Annotated in this window: 26 protein-coding genes and 1 pseudogene; 21 read left to right on the forward strand and 6 right to left on the reverse strand. The window is 50.8% G+C overall.

Annotation, left to right across the window (positions count from 1 at the left end):
- The first annotated feature begins 90 nt into the window (after positions 1-90).
- Positions 91-852, forward strand: coding sequence for a 1,6-dihydroxycyclohexa-2,4-diene-1-carboxylate dehydrogenase (locus CKW20_RS21775; protein ID WP_095054717.1), 762 nt, complete (start codon positions 91-93; stop codon positions 850-852).
- Between the two features lie 924 nt (positions 853-1,776).
- The gene (locus CKW20_RS21785; protein ID WP_095054718.1) at positions 1,777-2,361 is read left to right on the forward strand and encodes a hypothetical protein; all 585 of its coding nucleotides are present in this window, start codon (positions 1,777-1,779) and stop codon (positions 2,359-2,361) included.
- A gap of 256 nt (positions 2,362-2,617) precedes the next feature.
- Here the strand turns inward: CKW20_RS21785 and CKW20_RS21790 are convergent, their stop codons facing one another.
- A complete protein-coding gene (locus CKW20_RS21790) occupies positions 2,618-3,043 on the reverse strand; it encodes a helix-turn-helix domain-containing protein (protein ID WP_371857443.1) in 426 nt (141 codons plus the stop codon).
- Between the two features lie 242 nt (positions 3,044-3,285).
- On the opposite strand from CKW20_RS21790, the gene CKW20_RS21795 reads away from it, so the two are divergent.
- From CKW20_RS21795 to CKW20_RS21840, 10 genes are all read left to right on the forward strand, one after another.
- On the forward strand, positions 3,286-3,684 hold the full coding sequence (locus CKW20_RS21795; protein ID WP_095054720.1) for a hypothetical protein: 399 nt from the start codon (positions 3,286-3,288) through the stop codon (positions 3,682-3,684).
- Between the two features lie 41 nt (positions 3,685-3,725).
- Positions 3,726-4,148 carry a hypothetical protein gene (locus tag CKW20_RS21800; RefSeq protein WP_095054721.1) on the forward strand — a complete coding sequence of 141 codons (423 nt, stop codon included), beginning with the start codon at positions 3,726-3,728 and terminating at the stop codon, positions 4,146-4,148.
- Positions 4,149-4,599: 451 nt separating this feature from the next.
- Positions 4,600-4,887 (forward strand): hypothetical protein, encoded by a 288-nt coding sequence (locus tag CKW20_RS21810; RefSeq protein ID WP_095054723.1) that lies wholly within the window; start codon positions 4,600-4,602, stop codon positions 4,885-4,887.
- Between the two features lie 149 nt (positions 4,888-5,036).
- Positions 5,037-5,534 carry a 3'-5' exoribonuclease gene (locus tag CKW20_RS21815; protein WP_095054724.1) on the forward strand — a complete coding sequence of 166 codons (498 nt, stop codon included), beginning with the start codon at positions 5,037-5,039 and terminating at the stop codon, positions 5,532-5,534.
- Positions 5,535-5,555: 21 nt separating this feature from the next.
- A complete protein-coding gene (locus CKW20_RS21820; RefSeq protein WP_095054725.1) occupies positions 5,556-5,768 on the forward strand; it encodes a hypothetical protein in 213 nt (70 codons plus the stop codon).
- Positions 5,769-5,917: 149 nt separating this feature from the next.
- On the forward strand, positions 5,918-6,202 hold the full coding sequence (locus CKW20_RS29315; RefSeq protein WP_141228972.1) for a metallophosphoesterase: 285 nt from the start codon (positions 5,918-5,920) through the stop codon (positions 6,200-6,202).
- A complete protein-coding gene (locus CKW20_RS29970; protein ID WP_256585099.1) occupies positions 6,135-6,296 on the forward strand; it encodes an AbrB/MazE/SpoVT family DNA-binding domain-containing protein in 162 nt (53 codons plus the stop codon). The genes CKW20_RS29315 and CKW20_RS29970 overlap by 68 nt, the downstream gene beginning before the upstream one ends.
- Positions 6,297-6,341: 45 nt before the next feature.
- Entirely contained in the window at positions 6,342-6,584 is a 243-nt protein-coding gene (locus CKW20_RS21830; RefSeq protein WP_095054726.1) for a type II toxin-antitoxin system PrlF family antitoxin, read from the forward strand.
- A 113-nt stretch (positions 6,585-6,697) separates the two neighbouring features.
- The gene (locus CKW20_RS21835; protein ID WP_095054727.1) at positions 6,698-6,952 is read left to right on the forward strand and encodes a hypothetical protein; all 255 of its coding nucleotides are present in this window, start codon (positions 6,698-6,700) and stop codon (positions 6,950-6,952) included.
- Between the two features lie 405 nt (positions 6,953-7,357).
- Positions 7,358-8,257, forward strand: a complete 900-nt coding sequence (locus CKW20_RS21840) for a hypothetical protein (protein WP_095054728.1) — start codon at positions 7,358-7,360, stop codon at positions 8,255-8,257.
- 66 nt (positions 8,258-8,323) lie between these two features.
- On the opposite strand, the gene CKW20_RS29320 is transcribed toward CKW20_RS21840, so the two are convergent.
- Positions 8,324-8,839, reverse strand: coding sequence for a hypothetical protein (locus CKW20_RS29320; protein WP_141228973.1), 516 nt, complete (start codon positions 8,837-8,839; stop codon positions 8,324-8,326).
- 476 nt (positions 8,840-9,315) lie between these two features.
- Between CKW20_RS29320 and CKW20_RS30230 the strand changes: the two are divergent.
- From CKW20_RS30230 to CKW20_RS21855, 4 genes and pseudogenes are all read left to right on the forward strand, one after another.
- Positions 9,316-9,412, forward strand: a pseudogene (locus tag CKW20_RS30230) (DUF4113 domain-containing protein); the annotation flags it as partial.
- Between the two features lie 277 nt (positions 9,413-9,689).
- Positions 9,690-10,592, forward strand: coding sequence for a putative phage abortive infection protein (locus CKW20_RS21845; RefSeq protein WP_095054729.1), 903 nt, complete (start codon positions 9,690-9,692; stop codon positions 10,590-10,592).
- Complete coding sequence (locus CKW20_RS21850; protein ID WP_095054730.1) at positions 10,592-11,887, forward strand: hypothetical protein; 1,296 nt, start codon at positions 10,592-10,594, stop codon at positions 11,885-11,887. The genes CKW20_RS21845 and CKW20_RS21850 overlap by 1 nt, the downstream gene beginning before the upstream one ends.
- Before the next feature lie 49 nt (positions 11,888-11,936).
- Complete coding sequence (locus CKW20_RS21855; protein ID WP_095054731.1) at positions 11,937-12,302, forward strand: histone-like nucleoid-structuring protein, MvaT/MvaU family; 366 nt, start codon at positions 11,937-11,939, stop codon at positions 12,300-12,302.
- Between the two features lie 175 nt (positions 12,303-12,477).
- Here CKW20_RS21855 and CKW20_RS21860 read toward each other — a convergent pair whose 3' ends face one another.
- Positions 12,478-13,650: an MFS transporter gene (locus CKW20_RS21860; RefSeq protein WP_095054732.1), complete on the reverse strand. Its 1,173-nt coding sequence runs from the start codon at positions 13,648-13,650 to the stop codon at positions 12,478-12,480.
- 178 nt (positions 13,651-13,828) lie between these two features.
- A complete protein-coding gene (locus tag CKW20_RS21865) occupies positions 13,829-14,755 on the reverse strand; it encodes an alpha/beta hydrolase (RefSeq protein WP_176466942.1) in 927 nt (308 codons plus the stop codon).
- Between the two features lie 121 nt (positions 14,756-14,876).
- Here CKW20_RS21865 and CKW20_RS21870 point away from each other — a divergent pair, with 121 nt between their 5' ends.
- The 5 genes from CKW20_RS21870 to CKW20_RS21895 all read left to right on the forward strand — a co-directional run bounded on the left by CKW20_RS21870 (position 14,877) and on the right by CKW20_RS21895 (position 20,623).
- Positions 14,877-15,815: a LysR family transcriptional regulator gene (locus CKW20_RS21870; protein ID WP_095054733.1), complete on the forward strand. Its 939-nt coding sequence runs from the start codon at positions 14,877-14,879 to the stop codon at positions 15,813-15,815.
- 677 nt (positions 15,816-16,492) lie between these two features.
- Entirely contained in the window at positions 16,493-17,263 is a 771-nt protein-coding gene (locus tag CKW20_RS21880; RefSeq protein WP_095054735.1) for an SDR family NAD(P)-dependent oxidoreductase, read from the forward strand.
- A complete protein-coding gene (locus tag CKW20_RS21885) occupies positions 17,185-18,420 on the forward strand; it encodes a glycerol dehydrogenase (RefSeq protein WP_256585087.1) in 1,236 nt (411 codons plus the stop codon). Before CKW20_RS21880 ends, CKW20_RS21885 begins: the two co-directional genes overlap by 79 nt.
- A gap of 60 nt (positions 18,421-18,480) precedes the next feature.
- Positions 18,481-19,443, forward strand: a complete 963-nt coding sequence (locus CKW20_RS21890) for a cyclase family protein (protein WP_095054737.1) — start codon at positions 18,481-18,483, stop codon at positions 19,441-19,443.
- A gap of 163 nt (positions 19,444-19,606) precedes the next feature.
- Positions 19,607-20,623, forward strand: coding sequence for a substrate-binding domain-containing protein (locus CKW20_RS21895; protein ID WP_095054738.1), 1,017 nt, complete (start codon positions 19,607-19,609; stop codon positions 20,621-20,623).
- Positions 20,624-20,656: 33 nt separating this feature from the next.
- On the opposite strand, the gene CKW20_RS21900 is transcribed toward CKW20_RS21895, so the two are convergent.
- Complete coding sequence (locus CKW20_RS21900; protein ID WP_256585089.1) at positions 20,657-21,475, reverse strand: nuclear transport factor 2 family protein; 819 nt, start codon at positions 21,473-21,475, stop codon at positions 20,657-20,659.
- A gap of 125 nt (positions 21,476-21,600) precedes the next feature.
- On the reverse strand, positions 21,601-22,605 hold the full coding sequence (locus CKW20_RS21905; RefSeq protein ID WP_095054740.1) for an LLM class oxidoreductase: 1,005 nt from the start codon (positions 22,603-22,605) through the stop codon (positions 21,601-21,603).
- Between the last annotated feature and the right edge of the window lie 52 nt (positions 22,606-22,657).

Genomic DNA, 22,657 nt, shown 5'->3' on the forward strand with positions numbered 1-22,657 from the left:
CGCTCGTAGCTTCTTTTGTTCCGAGCGCGTACGGCGTCTTCGACGCAACTTTTTCCCATGCTTACGTCGTAAGCTGGAGAAGGGACAGACATGAATAATAGATTTCAAAACAAGGTGGCCTTGGTCACTGGTGCTGCGCAAGGCATTGGTCGTGAAGTGTGTTTGCAGCTTAATGCCGAAGGCGCGCAAGTTGTGGCAGTGGATCGTTCCGAGCTTGTCCATGAGCTTGCTGGATTAGGTATTCTGACCCTCACTGCTGATCTTGAGCGGAGTGTTCACTGCGCTCAAGTCATGGCAGCTGCGGTTGAAAACTTCGGTCGACTGGACGTTCTTATCAACAACGTTGGTGGAACTATCTGGGCCAAACCTTTCGAGCATTATGAGGTGGATCAGATCGAGGCGGAGGTGCGTCGTTCACTATTCCCAACGTTGTGGTGCTGCCACGCCGCTTTGCCGTACATGCTTGAAAGCGGCTCAGGTTCAATCGTGAACGTTTCTTCCATCGCTACTCGCGGGGTCAATCGTGTCCCCTATGGCGCTGCCAAAGGTGGAGTTAATGCGCTCACCGCATGTCTTGCCTTCGAGACAGCTGGGCGCGGTGTTCGAGTCAATGCCACCGCGCCCGGCGGTACTGAGGCTCCTCCAAGACGTATCCCACGTAACAGCGACGAGCAAAGCGACCAGGAAAAGATCTGGTATCAGCAGATAGTCGACCAAACTCTCGATAGCAGTTTGATGAAGCGCTATGGCAGCATCAAAGAGCAAGTTGGCGCAATTCTCTTCTTGGCCTCTGATGAAGCCTCCTACATAACAGGAGTTACTCTACCTGTGGGAGGGGGAGATCTCGGCTAACCCCCACATGCTCAAGCTTTCGTTACGATGATTTTTAAACAGGTTGGGGCAATGTTTGAAAGATTAAGTCGTAGGCGTGCGCCGCTACTCGACGGAATGTGACGCTTGATACTCAGCAATCCCTCAGCATGGCCATGGCCGATATCTATATCCGCGAAAATTGAAAAGTCCTACAAATCTGAAAACCCGCCGCTAGGCGCTCTCCACGATCTGCCAGCCCAATTGCTAGGCTGGCGTTCGTTAAATAGAGTGAAATTGAATCACCGGACTGACAGCAGAATCCACTTGCCAGGTCGCCAGACCAAACGAGAACTCGTCGCGGTCACTCCTCAATTACTACAGTGATCTTTAGCCTTTGGCACGATGCTGGCCGAGATTTTGGCCATCAGGTATGCCAGTACCTATGAACAGTCGACTTCGCCAGACAGCCCGTCCGCTGCTTCAGCCTGACTGAACCCAGCCGGCTTGAGAGCCTTAACAGCCTCGGCAGCCACAGTGTTCCCTAGTTTACCTTTCGGATGTTTCACCAATTCTTTGCCAACAAGCTGACTACGTAAAAGCTCAAGTCCTCCTATTGCTTGGGCGCCCAGATGATCCCGCGCCCGAATGAGCGTGAGCGTATATATCACCGGGCGCCACGACGCCAAACCCTTGGGTCATCAGCCTTTTTCGATTCCATCATGCACAGCCTAGCGAGCTCCACGATCTCGGGATCCGCAGGAGACCTTTTATTTTTGATTAGATTCTTGGCTGCTGTTTGCAACCATCGGTTTTGCTCACCAAGCAAAACATATTCGCGGGAATACCTGGTCAGGTTCGCTTTATCCCTCAAACAGACCCGCTCAAAAAATATTCTGAAATCCGCTAAAGTTTTTTCGAAACCGATCCGTTTAAGCATTCATAGGCCAATTTTCCGAGAAATCTATGAGTGATAAAAAACGTAGGAAATCCCGCATTACCTTTAAATCTTCCGAAACTTTCATGTTCCCAGGAACCGATGAGTATTTTCGTACGACTGTCAAACTCACAGCGTCCCAGCTCGTGCGGTTACGGCTGCACGACTTCAATGCCAGCTTTACAGCTCTTCAAGCCTATAATGTGGGATTGGGTTTAACTGAAGCGATCACCAACTCCTGTAGCCATAATGGAAGTGTGTCAGATAAGTCAAAATCTCAAATGCATCTTGAATTTTGGAGCACTCTCCTTCAGCGCAATGAGTCGTTTGGATCACCAGAAAAATCAGATTTGCTCCAGATTTTGAGAACAGGGAGAAACTTCCTCGTTGTCGGAACCCTATTGGATCCTGATCCTGCAGTGGAGTTTGAAGACGGTGAAGAGCCCTACTATGATCTGAAAATCGGGCTAGAAGGACAGTATATTTATTTGAGTTTTGGTTGGGTTCGTTGGAGGTTCACCAGCAGCGAAGCGAAATGGTTAGCGGAACAGTTGTTGACTGCTGCATTTTTGGCAACAAAGTCGGCGAGGGCCATTTCTCGAGAAAAAGCATAGCTCGGGATCTCAAGAATCGATTGGGTGCCAGCTAGGAGCAAGACTATGCACGACACTATCCCGTCGATGGAAATCTTGCGTTACCCCAAAAATTACTAGGGCTCGCAACAGCTAGGGGCGGTTTTTCATTACTGAAAAGCATACCTGTAATTTTGGGGGGATCTCACTTCACGTCCACATACACTTCTCTATATTCAACAATGAACATTGGCGTAATCAAATTGGCAAGGTAGTGAACGTTGAGACGGCGCCCGTCTCATTCTCTATACCAATACCGCCCCACAGTTGATCTCGGAATCTCTAGCATCCTCATTATCTCTGCTTGGGAATGGCCTTTTGCTTTTAACTCTTGAACGGCCTTCCATTTTTTCTCCGCCCCATCGATCTGCCGCGAGCGAATTTTTTGGGGTTTCGTGGGGAGCTGTTCGTCCAATAACGCTATGCCATCGAGCTCCAACAGCGCCGTTTGCAAGATTTCTCGCGGCGATCTCTGTTCGTGCGCAGATTGAACCAGGGCTAGGAGGGATATGGGATTCAAATTCAGAGCCGAAGCGAGCTCCTGATTAACCTCAAGCGTCGCGGAGGTCTTCAAAGCTTCAAGCTGGCTGATATGGGATTGCGTCACTGTCCCAGCAATGTCGTGCTGTGAAAGGCCACGGCGTGTTCGAAGCAGTTGCAGCACTGCTGCATACGCCTTCCTTAGAGACATCTGAACCGTCCTCTGTAAATCAGACGGTATGCCGCGTTTGCCATGTCCCATTCAAATCTATATATTTATCGAGATGGGAGGTTTTTCGACGATGGCTAGATTGACCTCTTGCCATAGCCCACGAATACACAGGCTAGGTCGGCATATCACTCGAGTCACGAGCACGGGCCTCACGCTAAATAATTTTCATCAATTGCCACATCAGAGGAATCTCGGTGACCGACTTTTCGTCAAGCAGTGAGCTACTCAACGGCCCAGGTGAGCCTCTTCAAGGTTCTATGGACACAGTGGACGAGCTCATCGAACTGGCGAAATCTCGCTTTCCACGTAAGCCCTACTGCCTTATCGAGCAATGGACAATTTTCCGAGTAGACGTCTCAGAAGGCGAGCTGCAAAAAATCCACGCAGCCGGCCAACTGCCCCTGGTTGTTTTTGCGCACAACGTCCTATTTGACAGTCAGAGAAGATTTGATGTTGGCGATTGGGTACGTAGTACGTTCGCGATTTCGTTCGAAGAGGGTTATCTCTTCGAAACTAGGAACACAATCTACATGTTGGTAGGCAACGGTCACGAAAAAGCCACAAGCCTCAAAACAGCTCTTTCTTTTTTTTAAACGGAGACCGGGCATGCGAGCGTTCAAAGCAGAGAGTCAAAATGTTCAGAACCAAATTAAAAAACAAGTACGGGCGACCGGGAACGATGAGTGAAGAGGTCTCTCACTGGCTTAAGGTCTCACGCGACCTGTCATTGCACTGGTATCACGTTAGTCTGGAAGTGCGCCGAGAAGGCAGGATGACAAGTCATGTAGTCATGCTGAACGACGAGATCAAGCTGCTCGAGACTCTTAAGGATCCGAGGGCTGATCGGGTGGTTGTGGACGTAAAGGTCGTTACGCCAGGCTGGATGAACAAAAAAGGCGAATGGCTCATGGAGACGCTGGCAGGAGTATTCGTAGGCGTCGAAAAAAATGACATTCCAGTATGTGTGTTGGAGCTGGCAAACGGCTCTATCTATACCGACTCTCACGACCCATCCATCACCAAAGAATCCTTGTCCGACGTCCTTAAAATTTACTGATAAGGGAGATGCTGATGTCTGGTGACACAGAAATTGAATTGCACTCCAAACGGCTTACCGATTTAGATATTCGCAGGCTCATTCGCGCGAGCAAGCACTTCTATGAAGAACCTGTCACCGCGTACCTAAGTGATGTATTCGTTCACTCGAATTCAGCGGTGGGCATCGTCTACGGTCACATAGAACCAGGCCCGCATGGGCGATTCGCTGACGGACATTTTTTGCGTACTTCTGACATCCGTTTTGCTACGAAGGAAGGTCGTTTCTGGGTGTTAACCACGTTGAATAGCCGCTATGTCGTTGCGTCCTTCAAGAGGGATTGTGGTGGTAGAGCCAGCTTCAGAAGCCTTTTACAGTCAGCCCAGCTTTGTCGTCACTAGCGCACGTCTCACGGGAGCATGTGGGGCGTTATCAGAGTCTAGATCTTGGTAATGGATCTCAGGAGGGCTAAATGGGAATGTACATCAAGAAAGGTGAGCCCCTTTGCGTGTCTTCTGGTATGTATGAGTCATACATCCGCGAAGGCCCGTACGTGGCGCTGCGAGATTTTGAGTTCAATGATGTAATCGAAGAGTTCAAAAGCCGGACGCCCGTCCCTGATGAGGAATACCTTCTGTTGTTCAATTTTCACGAGTATCTCGTGGCAAAGCGGTATCTCGAAAAGACACCCTGTCGCGTTATTCATCTCGGGGAGTTCGGCAGATTTGATCTGAGAGAGAAATTCGACACAGATGCTTGAACGCACGGTGCGATTGTTTATTTGCGTTCAAACGCATTTCTTGAGATGAGAAGTTGTTTCTGCCAATGGAGATGAGCGCAGTGGCTCGAACAATAGTTTCTCTGCTGATGATTATGCAAAGGTTGATATGGAAAAGTTGATGGTGGCCGATGAAGCTTTTTTTGGATTGTGAGTTCAGTCAGCTCAACAGGGACGCAAAGCTCATCTCGCTGGGCTTGGTGGCTGAATCTGGCCAAGAGTTCTATGTCGAGCTCCTGGATACCTACACCGTTAGTGACTGCAGCGAATTCGTCGTCCAACACGTACTCCCGCAGCTCAACCCAGTCCTCCATGGCCAGACAGTTGCGAATGCCCATGTATCCCTAATCGATTTCCTCGCCCGCTTCGATGAGGTGCTTGAGATTTGCACAGACGCCCCGGACTGGGACTGGGATTTTTTCTGTGACCTCGCATACGTACACCACAGTTGGCCAGCACATGTCATGAACCGGCCGACCAATCTCACCACTCTATTCAGCAAGGCAAACACTGACGCCCTGCAAGAGGTGGAACTCCCAGGCCTGCCACACCAGGCCCTGTTGGACGCACGGATCCTTGCATTGCTTTACAAGGGTTTGACATCAGCTTCGTACCCCACCATAGGTTAGAAAATATGCGGAGGATTGGCGATGGCTCTTGATGACGACACGGTGTACTGCGATGTTCAGATGCCAGTCGCGCAGGGGCGAGAGCTCCTGCAGTTAGTGAATGCCTTGCGCGATTCGGGAGCTCATCCGAACCTCGATACAGTTTTCGCTCGTATTCAATTCGAGCTGACGATGGCGATTGATATTGTTGAGCATCCGCCGACGTGGGGTGCTGGTGAACCGACGAAGCACTGATTAGCCCAGGCAATGTACGCTTGCTGAAGAGCGGTGAAGCTAGGCGCTTACGCGAAGGGGCGATTCAATCGTAGCGGCGCATCTAGCTTGCGTGTCACTGGATTATATTTTTCCTAGCACACCTGGCGAATGAGCTAGAGGAGTAACAGATGAAGGTTTACGTGCTTTCAGACTTACACCTCGAGTTTTCCGAGTTCGTGCCGCCTCCGACCGGCGCAGATTTGGTGACCTTGGCGGGAGACATCGACCCAAAATGTCGAGCCGTGGAATGGGCGAACCTGGCGTTCGAACGTAAGGTTATCTATGCCTGTGGGAATCATGAATTTCACGAGCAACAACATGACCAAAGCCAAAAGCTGGACAGCGATATGCCAAGATCCAGCAGCTGGGAGTGGCGACGTCATCGTCGACTTGCCCCCAGATTTAATCTCTAGTTTAGGGCTGGGCGTCGGTGATGTACTGACGATTGAAGTAATCGACGGCGCTATAGTCTTGACGCCGATCTCGAACGACTCAGCTCCAGCCTGATGCAATCAAACTCGGCCAGATTAACTGCTGGGTAAGGTCGTCAACATGAAAGACTCCAGCACGAACGCTACCGTACCCATCGTTCCGAGCGACGCAATGCACTCACTGCCTGAGAGGGCAGGAGAAAGCGATTCCGTGTCCCAAGTCCTTAACGTTTTGGCCAGCGATATCGACAGCTATCCAGAGAATTTGAAGCTTGTAGATACACGCTTGGTGTCACGCATCAACTCCTTAGTCCTCGGAGTTTGTGTCGATCTCGAAGCGACGCTTTTGACCGCTGATGATTAACCCGAGTCGACTACCCTGGGAGTTTTATTTTGATCACTGGATCCCAAGATTTTGAGCTTGTCATGAGCGCTTAATCGAACAAGCATCGAGGCCTCTACAGCGAGATAACAGTCATGAAGGTTGGTGAGTTAATCAGGGCCCTGGAAGCTTTTGACCCCCAGCTGACGGTGATCATCCCAAGGTCAGAAGGCTCGGGGCTGGAGGACGTAGTTGCGTGTTACGAAGACATCATCTGCAAGGGAAGGGGAATTGCTACGTACGAAGTGCTTGAGTCTTGGACTGATATTTCCGACATCGACCCTACCTCAAGCCAGAGGGCGATCGTGATCGACATGGATCTTCAGGTATCTGGCGTCAGCGTTGATTGAAAATTTGAGTCGTAATGACACTGATTGTCAGGGGGGGTAAGCGCACGGACTTGCCCATCCATTTGCATTCGATCCGACCAGTCATGCGCATCGAATTTTGACAAGCAAGATTCGTGGCCGAGACCGGCTCAGAACTACCCAAAGTGGATGCTGACGACACACTGATTTCGGCCAAAATTGACCGTCCAACAATCGTCACTGTTGTCGCGCTCGTAGGGCTCTGCCATAGGCTCAGGAGTAGGCCCCCGTTGGGGCGTAGAGAGCTTCTTTAGAACTGAAGCAGTCCGCGAGTGTCAGCCTCATGTGCGCGCTGATCATTTCACGGATGCATAGATCTTGCGATACTGGAATGACCTCCTGCGCTAAAATCCGCGCAAAACCGCTTATTTCTACTTTAGGCTCTTAATGTCCATCCTCACTGAGAATTACGAAACTATTTTTGAGCAGTACTCGGCTGCCTTAAGGTGGATGGAGGAGCTTGGAATAAAAATGGGCTCAGGAAGAACTTCTAACTACGAAAAGACCATCGGATACTGGAAGGACGCGTACAAGACCGTAACTACAGATGAGGGTCGACAGATATTTCCTGGCTTCGTCAACTCGATGTTTGAGGTTTTCGATTTTATAAATATCCATAAAGCATTTCACGGCATTCCGAATCACGAGTTAAAGTCTATTGTTGAGAAACTTCAAAAAGGTGTAAATGGCCCAATCAACGCCGCGAGTGAGACGCCTGACTCTTCCGCTGCTCGAAATTTCCTTTTTGAAGCTGCAGTTGCAGCGAAAGCCCATCGTCCAAATAGAGGTGTTGAGGCCATACTCAATGCGAGATCCGATACGGGGATCAGTCTGGGTGGTAAGAAAATATGGGTAGAGTGCAAACGTGTCACTACCGTAGAAAAAATTGAGAGCAATGTTCGCAAAGCTTCTAGTCAGCTAGAAAAAACGCTTATGAGTGCGGTAGGTTCTGGCCACCGTGGAATTGTCGCTTTAGACGTCTCCAAAATTTTGAACCGAGGGGACAAAATCTTCAAGGCTAGGAACGATGAGACGTTGTTAGCGTCATTGAATCAACTAATGGATCACTTTATCGAGGAACACTCTCTGCTATGGGAGCGAGTTTACGAGAGAAGACACAAGAAAATCATCGGAACTATCATCAGATTTTCATTCATGGCTACCTCGGAGGCGAGAGGTCTGATAGTGCATACGTCGCAATGGGCAATAAATCCACGCTTAGGTATCGCTAAGAACGATGAGCAGATTCAAAGGCAGCTTGTTGCCGAGCTAGCGACCGCACTGTGAAATGAAAACCAAAGATAGAGTTCCAAGGAGATAAAGAGGGGCTCAGCTAGCGAATTTGAAGTGAGATTAGACACTGCCAGCTCTTCTTGCAGGTAATTGGTTATGTTTTACGTGAAAGCCATTGGAATTGCTGCGAGCATAAATTGAAGCGAATTTTATGCCCCATGATTGATCTCTATAAAAATATAGACGGCCAACGTTGCCGTAAAGACCCAGGCTCAATAGTGTTTCTAGATGGTTCTCAATTATTTTATCCAGATTGTCTGGTGTGTATACAGCGACAAACGATGGAATTAAATATTCACCTTTAACTAAAAATGTTGATTGCGCGTACGTAATACTTTGCCATGCCATGCGCGTGACTTTTGATGTGGCACCGTGAATTGTGTCAGACCATTTGCATTCAACACCAAACCACTCATTAGTAAATCCTGCTTCTACCAAATGAGGCTTCGCCTTAAGCATGAGGTCTATCCGAACATTTTTCTTATAAATCGGATGGTGCCCCGATACTTCACGGAGGATCTCAAAGTCATGCCCGATATTCTTTGTTAGCCGATCTATAAGCGCTGTTTCGGACATGATAAATAAACCTATCTAATATTAGGTACATGCCATTTCGCGTTTTTTGTCGCGATGGCATGTCGTACATCGTTCCTTGTCGCCCTGCATATCCTTGTCTAGCTTCGAGCTGGTCATTGCTCAGAGAGAACGCGACATGGATGACGGCAAGCCCTGCTGCCCTCTAGAGTCGAGAGCACCATCCGTGACACTACTCATTTGCCATCACAGTGTCCACCGTCCACTTTTGGCCGATCTCTGCCTGCTATACGCTCTGATCCTTGTCCATTTTGGTTTAAGGAAAAACTAATGAACTTGGTGAGTTGAATGCAAACCGGTTAGCAGTGGAATGCCATTCGCAACCTCCGGCGGCACATCGAAATTCCGCCAGGTTTCAACCCTCATTGCTCCCTGTCCAACCTCAAAATGTTCCCCTAGAAACCCCATCGGTCGTAATTTTTTTTCGTCCAAGATTGACCGCAAGCACGCTACGACGTGTGCCGACAGATCCCGACTGGGGTATGCGACGGGGAGATGATGAGTCAGAGTTTCACTACGCGGGTTGATCAGCTTTGGACGGTTTCCAGCAAGTGACCTCAGTTAGTTCATTGACAACGCAGAGCACCGGCCCTCGCCTTCCTCGTTTGTTCGAGACGGCGTCGGATAAAGGCGTGTACATGGGCGACCTCTGCTCGATCTATAAGCTCCTTGGCGGGTGTATCGTTGATTGATGGACAGCCGGTTGAGAAATTCTGGACTTGGTAAATGCACAAAACGGAAAAATGTGTCTGGTTCCAGATCACAGCAGGCGTCTATAATCGGAATCCTATAAATTACGGTAAAGTTTTTCGACGAATATGTTAGGAGTAGCATGGATACCTTAAGGAAATACGCTCCGGGTGTTATTGTTTTAGTGTTGGTTTTAGCGCTGGTATATTTTGTATATAAGGTGTTGTCTCTGTATTTTGATAACTTTCAAGGTGGATTTAGCACGCTTAATGCGGATTGGGGGACGTTTGGCGATTACGTAGGTGGGGTGCTGAATCCGGTATTTGGGCTACTTAGCTTCAGTGGCTTGCTTCTTACTATTTATCTTCAGGGAAAGGAACTTAAAGAAGCTAGAACACAGTTTTCGCGTTCGGCGGACGCTCAGGAGAAGTCAGAAAAAGTTTTGCAGCAACAGGCTAATACATTGATTAGGCAGCAGTTCGAGTCAACTTTTTTCTCGTTGCTGGCACAACATAATAAAGCCTTGGAGTCAATATCAACTCAGATATCGGAAGTCTCCGCATCGCCAGTTGATCTTGCATATGACCACGTATTTGACTGGGATAAGGAAAGTCTATCTGAAGCAAAGATTGCTATGGATGCGCATAACGAAGATTGTGGTCATTATTTTCGAGCGTTATATCAGTTGCTGAAGTTTCTTTGTGTCTGTATTCCGAACTCTTCTTTGGTATCGAAATTTGATGTCGTAACACTCGGGTCGGCACCATTACAAGATAGTGAGAAAATGTATTCGAATATAATTCGATCTTTTTTAAGGTCTGATGTTGTTCAGTTGCTGGCAGTCAACTGCTTCTGCACGTCCGAAGGTGATCAGTATTTCAAGTATAAGTTGCTTGTTGAGCGCTATTCTTTGCTGGAGCACATGCCGTTTGATGTTCAAGGTAATAAAGATCCCGCGTTAATTGAATCAATAGGATTTTATAATCGCTCGGCTTTTGGTGCTAGCGATTATCTAGAGAAGGTTTTGGTGGAAGGGGTTAAGTGATGAGTGTCGGCGGATCGCTGGATATCTGGAAGTCTTTAGGGTTAACTGATAGCCCATATAACTCACTGCCCATAACCTCTGATGAGTTAGGGGATAAATTGCTTGTTGGACGAGAGACTGAGTTAAGGTCGCTGTCAATATCGCTATTGAATTTACATACGCACCCCACACTTGAAGGCGGTAATGGCGTCGGCAAAACCAGCTTGGTATCAGTCGCAGGATACAGGCTTTTTCAATCGTATCTAGCGGGAGAAAGCAAGTTCGTGCTTCCCCTGCAAAAAAACTTTCAACTGTCTGCACGAGAAAATGTCTCTGCATTTAGAGTTAAAGTTTTCCTTCAGATAGTTCAGGCGTTAATAGCTAACAGAGATGTTTTACCTGTTGAAGAACTTTCCATACCAACAATTCCAGTTTTAGAAGGATGGCGTCGAGCTCTGAGAGTAATCAGTACCTCGTCTGAAAATGGTGGTGTAAGCGAATCGATCGGAGGCGGGGACAGCTCTGAGTTAGCTGAAGCAATTGATGAAGTTAAAACGTGGTTAGAGACGCAGTTTAAAGACCCGCAGTCTGGTTTTTTTCTATGTGTTATCGATAATCTCGAGTTGCTGGAAACCTCCAGCGAAGCAAAAGCGCTATTGGAAGAGATGAGAGATGAAGTATTAAATATCCCTGGCTTGCGGTGGGTGCTTTGTGGGGCGCGAGGTATCATTAGAAGTGTTGCAAGCACGGGTAGACTTGTAGGCTTCCTTGGCGATCCGGTAGATATACTACCTGTGCGGGATGAGCACATTGGTGCATTAATTGAAGCGCGGTTGAATGCTTTTAAGATTGAAGATGTGGTATCAGCCCCAGTCGAGATTGATGGTTTTTTAATGCTGTATCATATAGGTCATAAAAACCTACGAATAGCAATGAAATATTGCCAGGATTTCACCCTGTGGGCGCTTATGAGGGGAGTCGATTTTTCTAAAACGGAAGGGAAAGTGGCTTTGCTGGAAGAGTGGTTGACTAGCATGGCGAGTAAAATCCTGCAAAACTCTGTTGTAGGGAAGCGAGCGTGGGCAGTCTTTGATGCAGTCACCAAGAAAGGCGGATCTTTGAAGCCTAGTGATTTCCCAGAGTTTGGCTTCAAGAGCTATCAAGCCATGGTGCCGCATCTACAGAGCCTCTCCAATGCGAATTTGATAGAGTCAGTTGTTGATAGCGTGGATGCGCGGAAGAAAACAATATCTGTGCTGCCACTCGGTTGGGTGGTTAATTATGAGAGATCAAAAATCCATCCCGATGTTCAATGATGGTATTTATCATTGAGGCTTAATTAATATCCTATTAGGGAAACAATAAATGTCACGTCTTATAGAGTATCGTAGACTTGAGCAACAACTGGCGGCACAACTCGCAGAACTCGAGTCGATGAAAAACGACTCAGGTTTGAAGCGAGAAATCGAATTTGAGACAAAGCTGCGCGCCTTGCTTGCCGAATACAGCTACAGCCTGCCGAAGGTGATCAACCTGCTTGATCCGAAGTCTGGTCGTCGCGCACCAGCAGCCGAGTCCAAGACCGGCACTCGTAAACCACGCCAAGTGAAGGTCTACAAAAATCCGGAGTCTGGCGAAGTCGTGGAAACCAAAGGCGGCAACCACAAAACGCTGAAGGAATGGAAAGCAAAATACGGTTCCGACACTGTCGAGTCCTGGCTGACCAAGTGAGTTCGGTTTGAGTACAAAAGGGCCCCTGGGGGCCCTTTTCATTAGTGCTTTACCAGGGCGTTAGTTTCAGCAGTCAGCCCGCTGAGCCCGTGACGCTTGGATATTGAATTGGCATGTCCCGCGCTAGTCGGCGTTGCTTTAAGGCGCAAGGCAATTTTAAGCATCGGTCTACAACTCAGCCATTATGCTGTTGGTGGCTGCGTTCGATTTTCCATCGGGTACACAGCGCCAGAGCAATGAAGCATGCGCCAACCCAGCCTATGCTGCTAACGCCCACGCGATCTACCAGCAACCCAGTGATGACTGCACCAATGCCGATGCCTAGATTTATCATTGATACGTTTATGGCGTTGATCAACTGACCAGCGTTCCCAGCCCTTTTTAGCACGTCTATTCCGATAAGCAGGCTGACACCAGCGTGGCTGCTGGCAACGATGATGATGGCGAGTGGTACAGCCCATGTGAGATTGCCAAACACTGACAGGGCGCACATGCCCACGGCCATGGTCACCAAGACCCGTCTGAACATGGGCTCAAGATCGTCCTTCACACGTTTGGATAGGATCAAATTGCTCACAATGTCTGCGATGCCGTACAGACATAGAATCAGTGTGATTTTCATCTCACCGAAGCCGGTCTCCCTTTCCAGGAAGGTAGCCAAGAAGTTGAATGCCGAGGCTACGCCAGCAAACATTAAGCATGAACTGACCAAGGTCATTGATACGTCAGGCTTGAAGGCTACACGCAGGGTGTCGCGCAGATTTTCTTTCTGCCGCGATTCTTCTGTAGGCCTCACCCAAATCCACACGGTTAGCAAAGCCACACTGCTCAGCGCTGTCATCATCCACATTGCCATCCGCCAATTGGTGGCGTCTGCGACGAGTTTGCCGACTGGGACGCCTACGACGGATGCGATCGAGATCCCTACCAAGACTCTACCAATCGCCATGCTTTCATTGCGGCCTTGAGACAGTGACTTCGCGGCCAGAGCGGCGTTTGTCCAGAAAACAGCAACACCGATTCCTCCTAGTACGCGACCAATGAGGATGATGTAGTAGTCGCTAAAGACTGCTGAAATCCCATTCCCGAGAACAAGTGCCACGCACGCGGCGATGAGAAGGGATCGTTTGGAGGCTCGGTGTGCTAGCACACCAATGATGGGCGCGCTGATGCCCATGCCTAAAGCAAAAGCTGTCACGAGTCCACTCGCTGCACCGATAGTGATGGCGAGCGACGTAGCAATTTGAGGCAGTAGGCCTGCGACTATAAATTCAGAGGAGAGCATTACAAATGCCGTGAAGGTCAGCGCATAGACCCTGGGGTTAATCGTGCTGCGATCTTGTGTCATCGGAAAACCATCTTCTGAGTTCAGTGGACACGACCTGCCAAGAAGGGGCGTCTGGTGAAATTCGATCGGGTTGGGCGGGGCGCTTGCTCAGGTTTTTTGAATAGCCTGATGAAGCTTTTATAGAAACAGGATGAGCAGAACCGCGACAGCCACAAAGCTATCGCGGTTGTTCTGCGTTTTAGCGGTTCGCGTCGGCCAAGCCTGCCTCGATGAAGCGAACGGAACTCTCCATAGCCTGCTGACCTTCTGGCAGCATGGTGGCGTAGAAGTGCCAGGCGTGGAACATCGCGGGCCATACTTCCAGGTTCACGCGAACGCGGTTATCAGCCAGGTGAGTTGCAAGGCGCATTGCATCACTCAACATCAGCTCGTTCTCGCCGATCTGCACCAAGATTGGTGGAAGGCCGGTGACGTCCGCGAACACAGGTGAGGCCAGAGGATGATTGGCCAATGTGTCGCCTAGGAATGCTCTGGCGAGGATGTCCAAGACAGGCTTGGAGTTCAGAGGATCCAGACCTTCACGGTTGCTCATGGAAGCACCGGTGTGTTCAAGGTTCGCCCATGGTGAGATGGAGGAGCCAACCGCAGGCAATGGAAGCCCTTTCGATTTAGCCGCGACCATGACGCTGACAACCATTGCGCCGCCAGCCGACTCGCCAGAGAACGCAATTTTGTTAGCCGGGATTTTCTGCTCAAGCAACCATTCGTAAGCGCGCAATGTGTCGTTAATAGAGGCTGGAAACTTGTGCTCAGGAGCGAGGCGGTAGTCCGGCATGTACACACGAGCACCGAGCATTTTCGCGTAGTTGCCGCCGATACCGTGGTAGCCGTCTGGACGACCTACAATGTAGGCGCCGCCGTGGATGTACATCACGACCGCGTCGGTTTTGATCTCGTCCGGAGTAACCAGTGTGCCGGGTACGCCACCCATGTCGACTGCTTCGAATTTAACGCCAGCTGGCGCTGGATTTTGCGCGAGCATTTTTGCGTAAGAGTCGCGGATGTCGCTCATTTTTGTGGTGGTATCGATTCCCTTAAGAACGGGTACCAGATCGCTAAGGCTGTTGGCCCAGGTTTGGACGGCTGCTTGGACTTTAGTGTTCATAATGACCTCAATTGATCGTTGGGAGTGGATTAGCTAATTGAGATACTATGCTTAGTATTGGGGAATAGGGTTCCCCATAACAGGTGCTAAGCCGCCCGAACGTTGAGACCACTGAGGCCGTATGGAACTCCATAACCTGAATGATATCGCCGCGTTTGTAAGCTCGGTAAACGCGGGAAGCTTCACTGCGGCGGCAAAGCAACTTGGCCTCACGCGCTCTGCGGTGGGGAAGTCGATAGTCAGGCTCGAGGCTCGTTTACAGGTACGTCTACTGAATCGCACCACTCGTAGTTTGAGCATGACCGATGACGGCCAGGTTCTTTATGAGCGCTGTGTGGGCGTGCTTCAGGATCTGGATGACGTGGAGGATGCCCTTGCGTTTCGTCGTTCGACACCCAGTGGGCGACTGCGGATGAGTCTGCCGGTTGCGTTGGGCAGACTTCATGTCCTTCAGCACATTGAGTGCTGTCTTAAGGATTGGCCCTCCCTGAGCGTCGATATCACCTTTTCCGACAGGCTGGTCGATCTGATCGATGAGGGGTTTGATTTGGCCATGCGCATCGGGCCACCCAAGGAAGACTCTCGGTTGCTCACGCGCACGGTGGCCTTCCAACAAATGATTACCTGCGCTTCACCCAAGTATCTGGCTGAGCATGCCGAGCCTAAAACGCCTGAGGATTTATCCGAGCACCAGTGCCTGCATTTCGTGAGCGGTGGGAGATTGCTTCCTTGGAATTTTCGAGTGAATGGGAGCTCCGTGCCCGTTACTCATGGCGGAAGGCTACAGATGGACAGTGCTGAGTCATTGCACCAGTCAGCTGTCGCTGGCCTGGGCATCGCGACTCTTCCTTCCTATGTGGTAAATGACGATTTGAGGAACGGTAAACTCGTTCAATTGCTCGCAGAGTATGCAGAGGCCGCAGAGCCTATTCGGGTGATTTACCCTAGCAAGCGGCACCTCTCTCCAAAAATTCGGCTCTTCATCGATAAGCTCGTGGAGGCTTGGTCACCTTGCCCACCATGGGAACAGCATTCAGTGGAAGGCACTCACTCAACTTGACCCGCGAGCGAGGCACGGGCGGCTGGTCGATGCCAGGCTTATGCGTCGGATATTCATCTCACTCGGGCTTCGACTTCCAGGCGTTGGGCATTGCTTCCAAATTCCGCGCATCTGCCATATGAGTTAGTGTCTCGGAGGCCGACTGCACCCGTGGTTTCCACCTCCTCAATATGATTGGCGCAGATGCTCATAACTGTGGAAGCGTTCACCACCGCTCGGTTTTCTAGGCGCTGCTGGCCTTCCTTAGACAGGAAGTGACCGCGCAGACGCTTGACAGCGGTCAAATATCCGAATAAAAATGAAGCGCTTCATAAACATTTCTTTCGAGAATAAATACAAAAACTAGAGTCGGGAGCAGATCACTAATGTTGTTGGCTTTTGCCCGCGAGCTGTGGACGTGAAACGATTCATATTTGCCATTTTCTTATGGCAAGTCTGGAGATCATGATGGTCACTTCATCATTAGCCTGCGCTCGTTCAAGCACGCGGGTAGCCCTCGTCATTCTCTTATCTAAAGTCAGCGCCCGCTCCGGCACGGGTGCACTGGCTTCACCACACAAATCTCCTAAAACCACCCGCTTACATGAGCCCGAAATTTTCGGTCAACCAATGCGGCACCGGAGGTGTGTGAGCATCACCGCGTCTTGTTTCTGCTTTTTCAGCGCGGGGAATTTGGCATGACGAATCTTCGACATTCAGGACGCACAGTCCTCATTACCGGGGCGGGGGGAGGCATCGGTGCCGCGATCGCCCGGCTGTACTGCCAGGAGGGCGCGCGGGTTGCCCTGTTAGATTTCGACGAACAGGCAGTTTCCGAGCTTTCCCGGCAACTCATTGCTGCCGGCCATGGGGTGGCCTGGGCGAAAGCTGACGTATCAGACTTTGCACAATGCAGTCGAGCCTGTCTTGAGTTTAGCGAGCAGCTCGGCCCAATCGACACCTTGATTAACAATGCAGGTATTTCACCTAAACACGAGGGCGCACCAGCGCCGATTTGGGAAATGGATCCTCAGGAATGGGATCGCGTCGTTGGCATCAACCTGACAGGCTCGTTCAACCTAGTCAGAGCTCTCGCACCGGGGATGGTCGAGCGCCGTTTTGGAAGAATAGTGTGCATGTCTTCTGTTGCTGGCAGCGCATATCTCCCTATCGTCGCGGCGCATTACAGCGCCACGAAAGCCGCAATTATCGGTTTTACCCGTCACCTGGCAGGTGAGCTCGGGCCCTATGGGATTACGGCAAACGCGCTGGCTCCGGGACGCATCGAAACGCCGCTTCTAAAAACAGTTTCTGCGCAAGCAAACCAGGCAGTCGTTGATGAGACTCCGTTGGGCCGTCTTGGAACACCGCTTGAGGTAGCCAAAGCAGCATGCTTTTTGACTTCCAACGACAGCGACTTCATCACGGGCCAAGTCGTGGATGTGGCAGGTGGCTGGTTGATGCGCTGATCCAGCCGGGCTCCGTATTCAACGTAACGATTTATCTCACGGTTTTTTCAGCAGCGGGTGATGGCATGGTTCGAACAATGGGTTTTCCTGGCCGATACGAGCAAGGGCCAGGCGCGCTAAAGCAGCTTGGTAGAATCCTTTCGGATATGGGGCAATCGCGCCCTTTGGTGTTGTGCGACGAGTTCGTCTCGAGGCACCTGTGGCCTGAGGTCGGGAATGCATTGTCAGAGCATGGCATCGAGGCGAGCAGTATCGTTTTTCCTGGTGAATGCACCAAAGCGGCAATTGCGTCTCTCTGTGAGAGATCAGCAGATTACAGGCCAGACACCATCATCGCTTTGGGCGGGGGTAAGACAATTGACACGGCTAAAGGGATGGCCGTCCAGCTCAACGTTCCGATCGTCGTATGCCCGACGATCGCGTCGAGCGATGCCCCGACCAGCCGATTGATTGTGCTCTACGACGAAGCGCATAAGGTCGTCGGTGTCGAATATTTGAATATGAACCCTTCTGCAGTGGTCGTTGACACCGAAGTCATCGTCCGTGCGCCTGCAAGGTTTTTCGCCGCAGGTATCGGTGACGCCATCAGTAAAAAATTTGAGGCGCAGCAATGTCAGTCTGCCGGAGGCAATAACTCATTTGGTACTCCCGCGCTGAACACAGCGTTGCTGCTAACCGAAGCAGTGTTTACGACGCTCATGACCTACGGGCACAGCGCTTACCAAGCGGTGAGCCGGCATGAAGTTAATGAAGATGTCGAGCGGGTCATTGAGGGCACCGTTCTTATCAGTGGGGTTGGATTCGAAAGTGGCGGTCTGTCGCTAGCTCACGCGCTTGTGCGAGGTCTTACGGCAATACCTGCGATCACTTCCATGCTGCATGGTGAACTGGTCGCTTTCGGAACGCTGGTGCAGATGTCCGTTGAAGAACGGCCAGATGCCGAGATTCTAGAGGTTGCTCAACTGCTGAGTGACGTAAATCTCCCAGTTACCTTGGCAGCCCTCGGTCAACCGTCACCCTTTACCGCACAGGAGTTGAACATCGTTGTCGAGGCGACGCTGGGGGCCGCGTACGCAAAAAATATGGCACCAGCACTGACCGCAGAGCGATTGATAAGAGGACTCGCTCGCGCTAACGCGCTGGGTCAACAATTTTGAAACGAAAGCTTCGCCGCTAAACGCAGTACAGCTAATCCAAAAATAAAAGAGGCTCACAAAATGACCGACAAAAACGTTCCTCACGTGCATGACTTGCTTAAAGACTCGCCTAAAAATTGGGGTAAGTGGGGGCCGGATGATGAGGTAGGTTCACTTAATTACCTTACTGGTGTCGAGGTGCTCCAAGGCGTCAGAGAGGTCAAGCAAGGTAAGACATTCACCTTGCAGGTTCGGATGGCCGATCCTGCTGGCGACCCGGTTTGGCCAGGACGCTCGCAGTCAAAGCGCATGAATATCATGGATCGAGGTCACTACAACTGCGGTAAAGGCCCACATTTTCCAGGTTCGTACGAATTCGCCGACGATGTGATGTTTTTTCATCTTCAAGGGTCGACTCAGTACGACGCGCTTGGGCATGTTTGGTACGACGATCAGATATGGAATGGATACAGCGCGGATACCACAATTGGTTCGCTAGCCAAAGCAAGCGTTGCTCCTTTGGGTGAAAGAGGCATTGTTGGTCGAGGCATCCTGATCGACATGGCTCGCCACCGTGGCAAGGAAGTGCTGGATGCTGGCGAAACGTTCAACCATGAAGACCTGATGGCTGCTGCGCGGGCCCAAGGCGTAACCATCAACAAACGTGACATTCTGATCATCCGCACTGGGTGGATCGGCTCGTTTTACAAGCGTGACCCGGAGGAGTTTTACAAAGATTTCATTGAGCCTGGACTGACCTATAGCCCGGATTTGGTGAATTGGTTTCAGGAAATGGAGATTCCGAATATCGTCACCGACACGATCGCCAATGAAGTAACGGTTGATCCGGTCTCAGGCGTCGCGTTGCCGCTGCATAACGCGCTCATGAGGAACCTTGGGATCACGCTAACTGAAATCGCCCAGCTCGATCCTTTGGCGGATGATTGCGCTGCAGACCAACAATGGACATTCCTATACACCGCCGCTCCTCTGAAGGTTGTTGGTGGAACAGGCGCGCCAGTGAATCCAATCGTAATCAAGTAGGTGTAGTAGGAGGGGGAGCAAAACGATGCTCCCCTTCAGATTTTGATCTGGAGTCACACGCCTCCCGGATATGTCGCTGTTAGCTTATTATCCTGTGCGCAAACCGAGGGCCGTTTCTGACAGTCCTGTCTAAGACGCCTAGACCTAGGATGCTAACTCTTCAATGAAAAAAATCGAGAAACCGAAGCTCAAGGATGTAGCTGATTTGGCAGGGGTGTCGATGGGCAGTGCATCTAGGGCGTTGGCTGTGCCCCACCTGGTAAAACCTGCGACGCTTGCCAAAGTTAAAGCGGCTGTTCTTGAGCTCGGTTACGTGCGGGATGGCGCCGCGCGCGCTTTGGCGTCGAGACGCACGCACAGTATCGGTGCTGTTTTTCCTACCTTTAACAATCCGGCCTTCGCAGAAGCAGTGCAAGCCTTGCAGCTTAGACTCACAGAGCTGGGGTATCACCTGATTATTTCGTCTCACGAGTACGACCAAGCGCAGGAACTGGTCAACGTAAGAAACATGATTGAAAGAGGTGTGGAGGGCCTTCTGCTGGTAGGTACCGAGCATAGTCCTGCAACCTATGAAGCCCTGACCGCTGCGCAATGTCCATTTATCCTCATGTGGTCGCTCGACGGCACGCATGATCATTACTGCGTTGGGTTCAGTAATGAAGAGGGTGGCAGGTTAATCGCCAAACACCTGGTTAGCCTCGGTCATGAAAGTGTGGCCATGATCAGTGGTGTGGTTTCGCACAACGAGCGTGCGAAATACCGGTTGAAAGGTATTACCGGTCAGTTACTTGAATCCGGGATTGATCTTTCCAGTGAGCGAGTCGTGGAGCAGCCATTCACGATTGAGGGAGGTCGCGCGGGTTTGCGCATCGCGATGGAACTGGAGCCCAGGCCTACCGCCATCGTCTGTAGCACTGACGTGACATGTATTGGAGCTTTGGCAGAGGCCCGAGCCATGGGAATCGATGTGCCTAAAGATCTGTCTATCAGCGGATTCGACGATATCGAATTCGCTGCTGCATGCGTTCCTGCACTCACGACTGTCAGGGTGCCAACCTCAAAAATTGGCATTAGCAGTGCCAACAATATTGTGGCTTTAATCGAGGGGCGCCCGTTGGCCCGCCGTGAGCGCATTCAAATCGAACTCGTTGTCCGGGATAGCACAGCGCCACGGCGTTAGGATCGTATGAGACATGGCTCCAGTGATTACACTTTAGAGTTCTGGAGCCTCGTTTGCGTTGAACCAGCCGGGCCTGTATTCGCTCCAGGTTAATTGCCAGAACCCCTCGTATTTGCGCCTCAAGCGCATTCGGTAGTGGGCTCCGTAGAGTGGAGTGCCGTCCTGCGCATGCGAGTTACCGGGGATTATTCGTCCCACTAGCATTTCTGCTACACCCTGTTCCTCATCGGCTTGGACGTCCAGGACGTCGGCAAAATGTTGCATCCACGGCCAGGGACGGCGGAACTCTTTGAATGAACCGATGATTGCGTGCCGGCCTTCGATAATACCCATGGGTTGGAAATCACCTGCTGCATCATCCGCAAAGCAGTTCGAAAGCAAATGCATGTCTGCCTGATCCAGAGCCCATGAATAGCGAGCATAGGTTTCAGCAATGGATTCGTGGGCACTTGCCGCAGGCGTTGAATGTGGGAAAGCCAGCCACGGCGAGTCTATTTCGCTGACTATGGTCGGGGCTGGATCTCCAATTCTCCAGCCGTCGTCGCCCGGCGGAAGTGTCCAGTGAGTCGCGAGTGAGTGGTCGCCGGTCACCCAGTTCAATGCGATCAAAACCCTTTCGAATTGCCAGGAGCTTGCTATTTTTTTGAGCGAGCCAGTCACTGTCATGCCAAATCCAAAACCTTTCGACTCAGTAGCTTTGTTCATTTGGCCGTAGACATAAAAGCTAAATGCTCCGTCGGATTCTGTTGCCCCAACGTAGCGATTGGTTGCCTTCAATGACAAAGCATTAGTCTTCGCTCGATCCTGCTTGAACGCTTCGGCTATTTCGCGTCCACCTTCATGGGATGACATGTGGCTCGTTACCAGTTGGCACTTTCCTGAAAACAAGTCCTTAGTTGAATCCCAACTCCCGCTATCCCATGCGCTGAGGAAGCCGTCTATTAGATGTTGGATAGCTGCTCTATCCACTGACTTGCTCACAGGCTCACCTTCGGGGCGCTTTGGCCAACTGGAAAGTGGGGCAAGACATATTCAGCCATCTCTTCCAAGACATCAGCTGCTGGGCGCTGTAGGGGTTTTATGTTTAAGGCAACGTGCGAAACACCTTCATCCTGCTGCCGCTTCCAGAGCTCTATCAGGGCGTTACGTCCAATCCTGATGCCGTTGTAGCCGCGCTCCAACGGAGTGGTTGGGTCTTTTGCCAGGTCGAAAAAGGTAGCGTAACCATAGGGTTTGAACGCACCACTCTGATTGGCTGATCGGAACTCCTGAATCAGAGCAGGGAGTCGACCAAAGTCACTCAGATGCCATATCCAGGCATCGGCATTATTTGCGATCCACTCAAGTGTTTGGCGGGCTCTGCCCACCACAATCATGGGAAGACGAGGGCCGACTGGCTTCGGCACCATATCCAGGAGGCCTTCCAATTGCCCGAAAAGTCGGGTTGAGGCAGTTGGGAAACTGTTCTCCGTCACTGTGCGTATGAGCTGAAAGCCTTCCCTGTATCGCTCTTCTCTCGTTTCAAAATCAATGCCGAAGGCAGGATATTCGATGGGGCGATCTCCGCTTGAGAGCCCCAACATGAATCGTCCACCGGTGAGCTGGTCAACCGACACAGACTGTTTAGCAACGATCAACGGCTCGCGCAGTGGAAGAACGATTCCTGTCGTTCCTAGAGCAATTTGTTTAGTTACGGCTGCCAAATATCCAAGGTAGACGAAGGGGTCGATCATCTGCCCGGTGTCACCAAAGCTTGGATCGTAAAAGGGCACGTCCCTCATCCATAAACTTGCAAAACCAGCCTCATCCGCGATCCGAGCAAGACGTTGATGATCCTGCAAAGTAGGGAACGGTGAATTTGGGTAGCCTTCCAAGGGCATGATGTATCCGAAGGTGAGGCCTTCGGGCTGGAACACTCGCGAATAGGCCGGGTGAGCTGCAAGCTCGGGACTGAGCTCAAGGGACGGGCTGAGAGAAGGCATTGCTAAACCTCGTTATTCCAAGCCGATTACTACTGTATAAGCGGCTTTCAGA

The organism is Pseudomonas sp. Irchel s3b2 (genome assembly GCF_900187445.1).
GTDB lineage: Bacteria > Pseudomonadota > Gammaproteobacteria > Pseudomonadales > Pseudomonadaceae > Aquipseudomonas.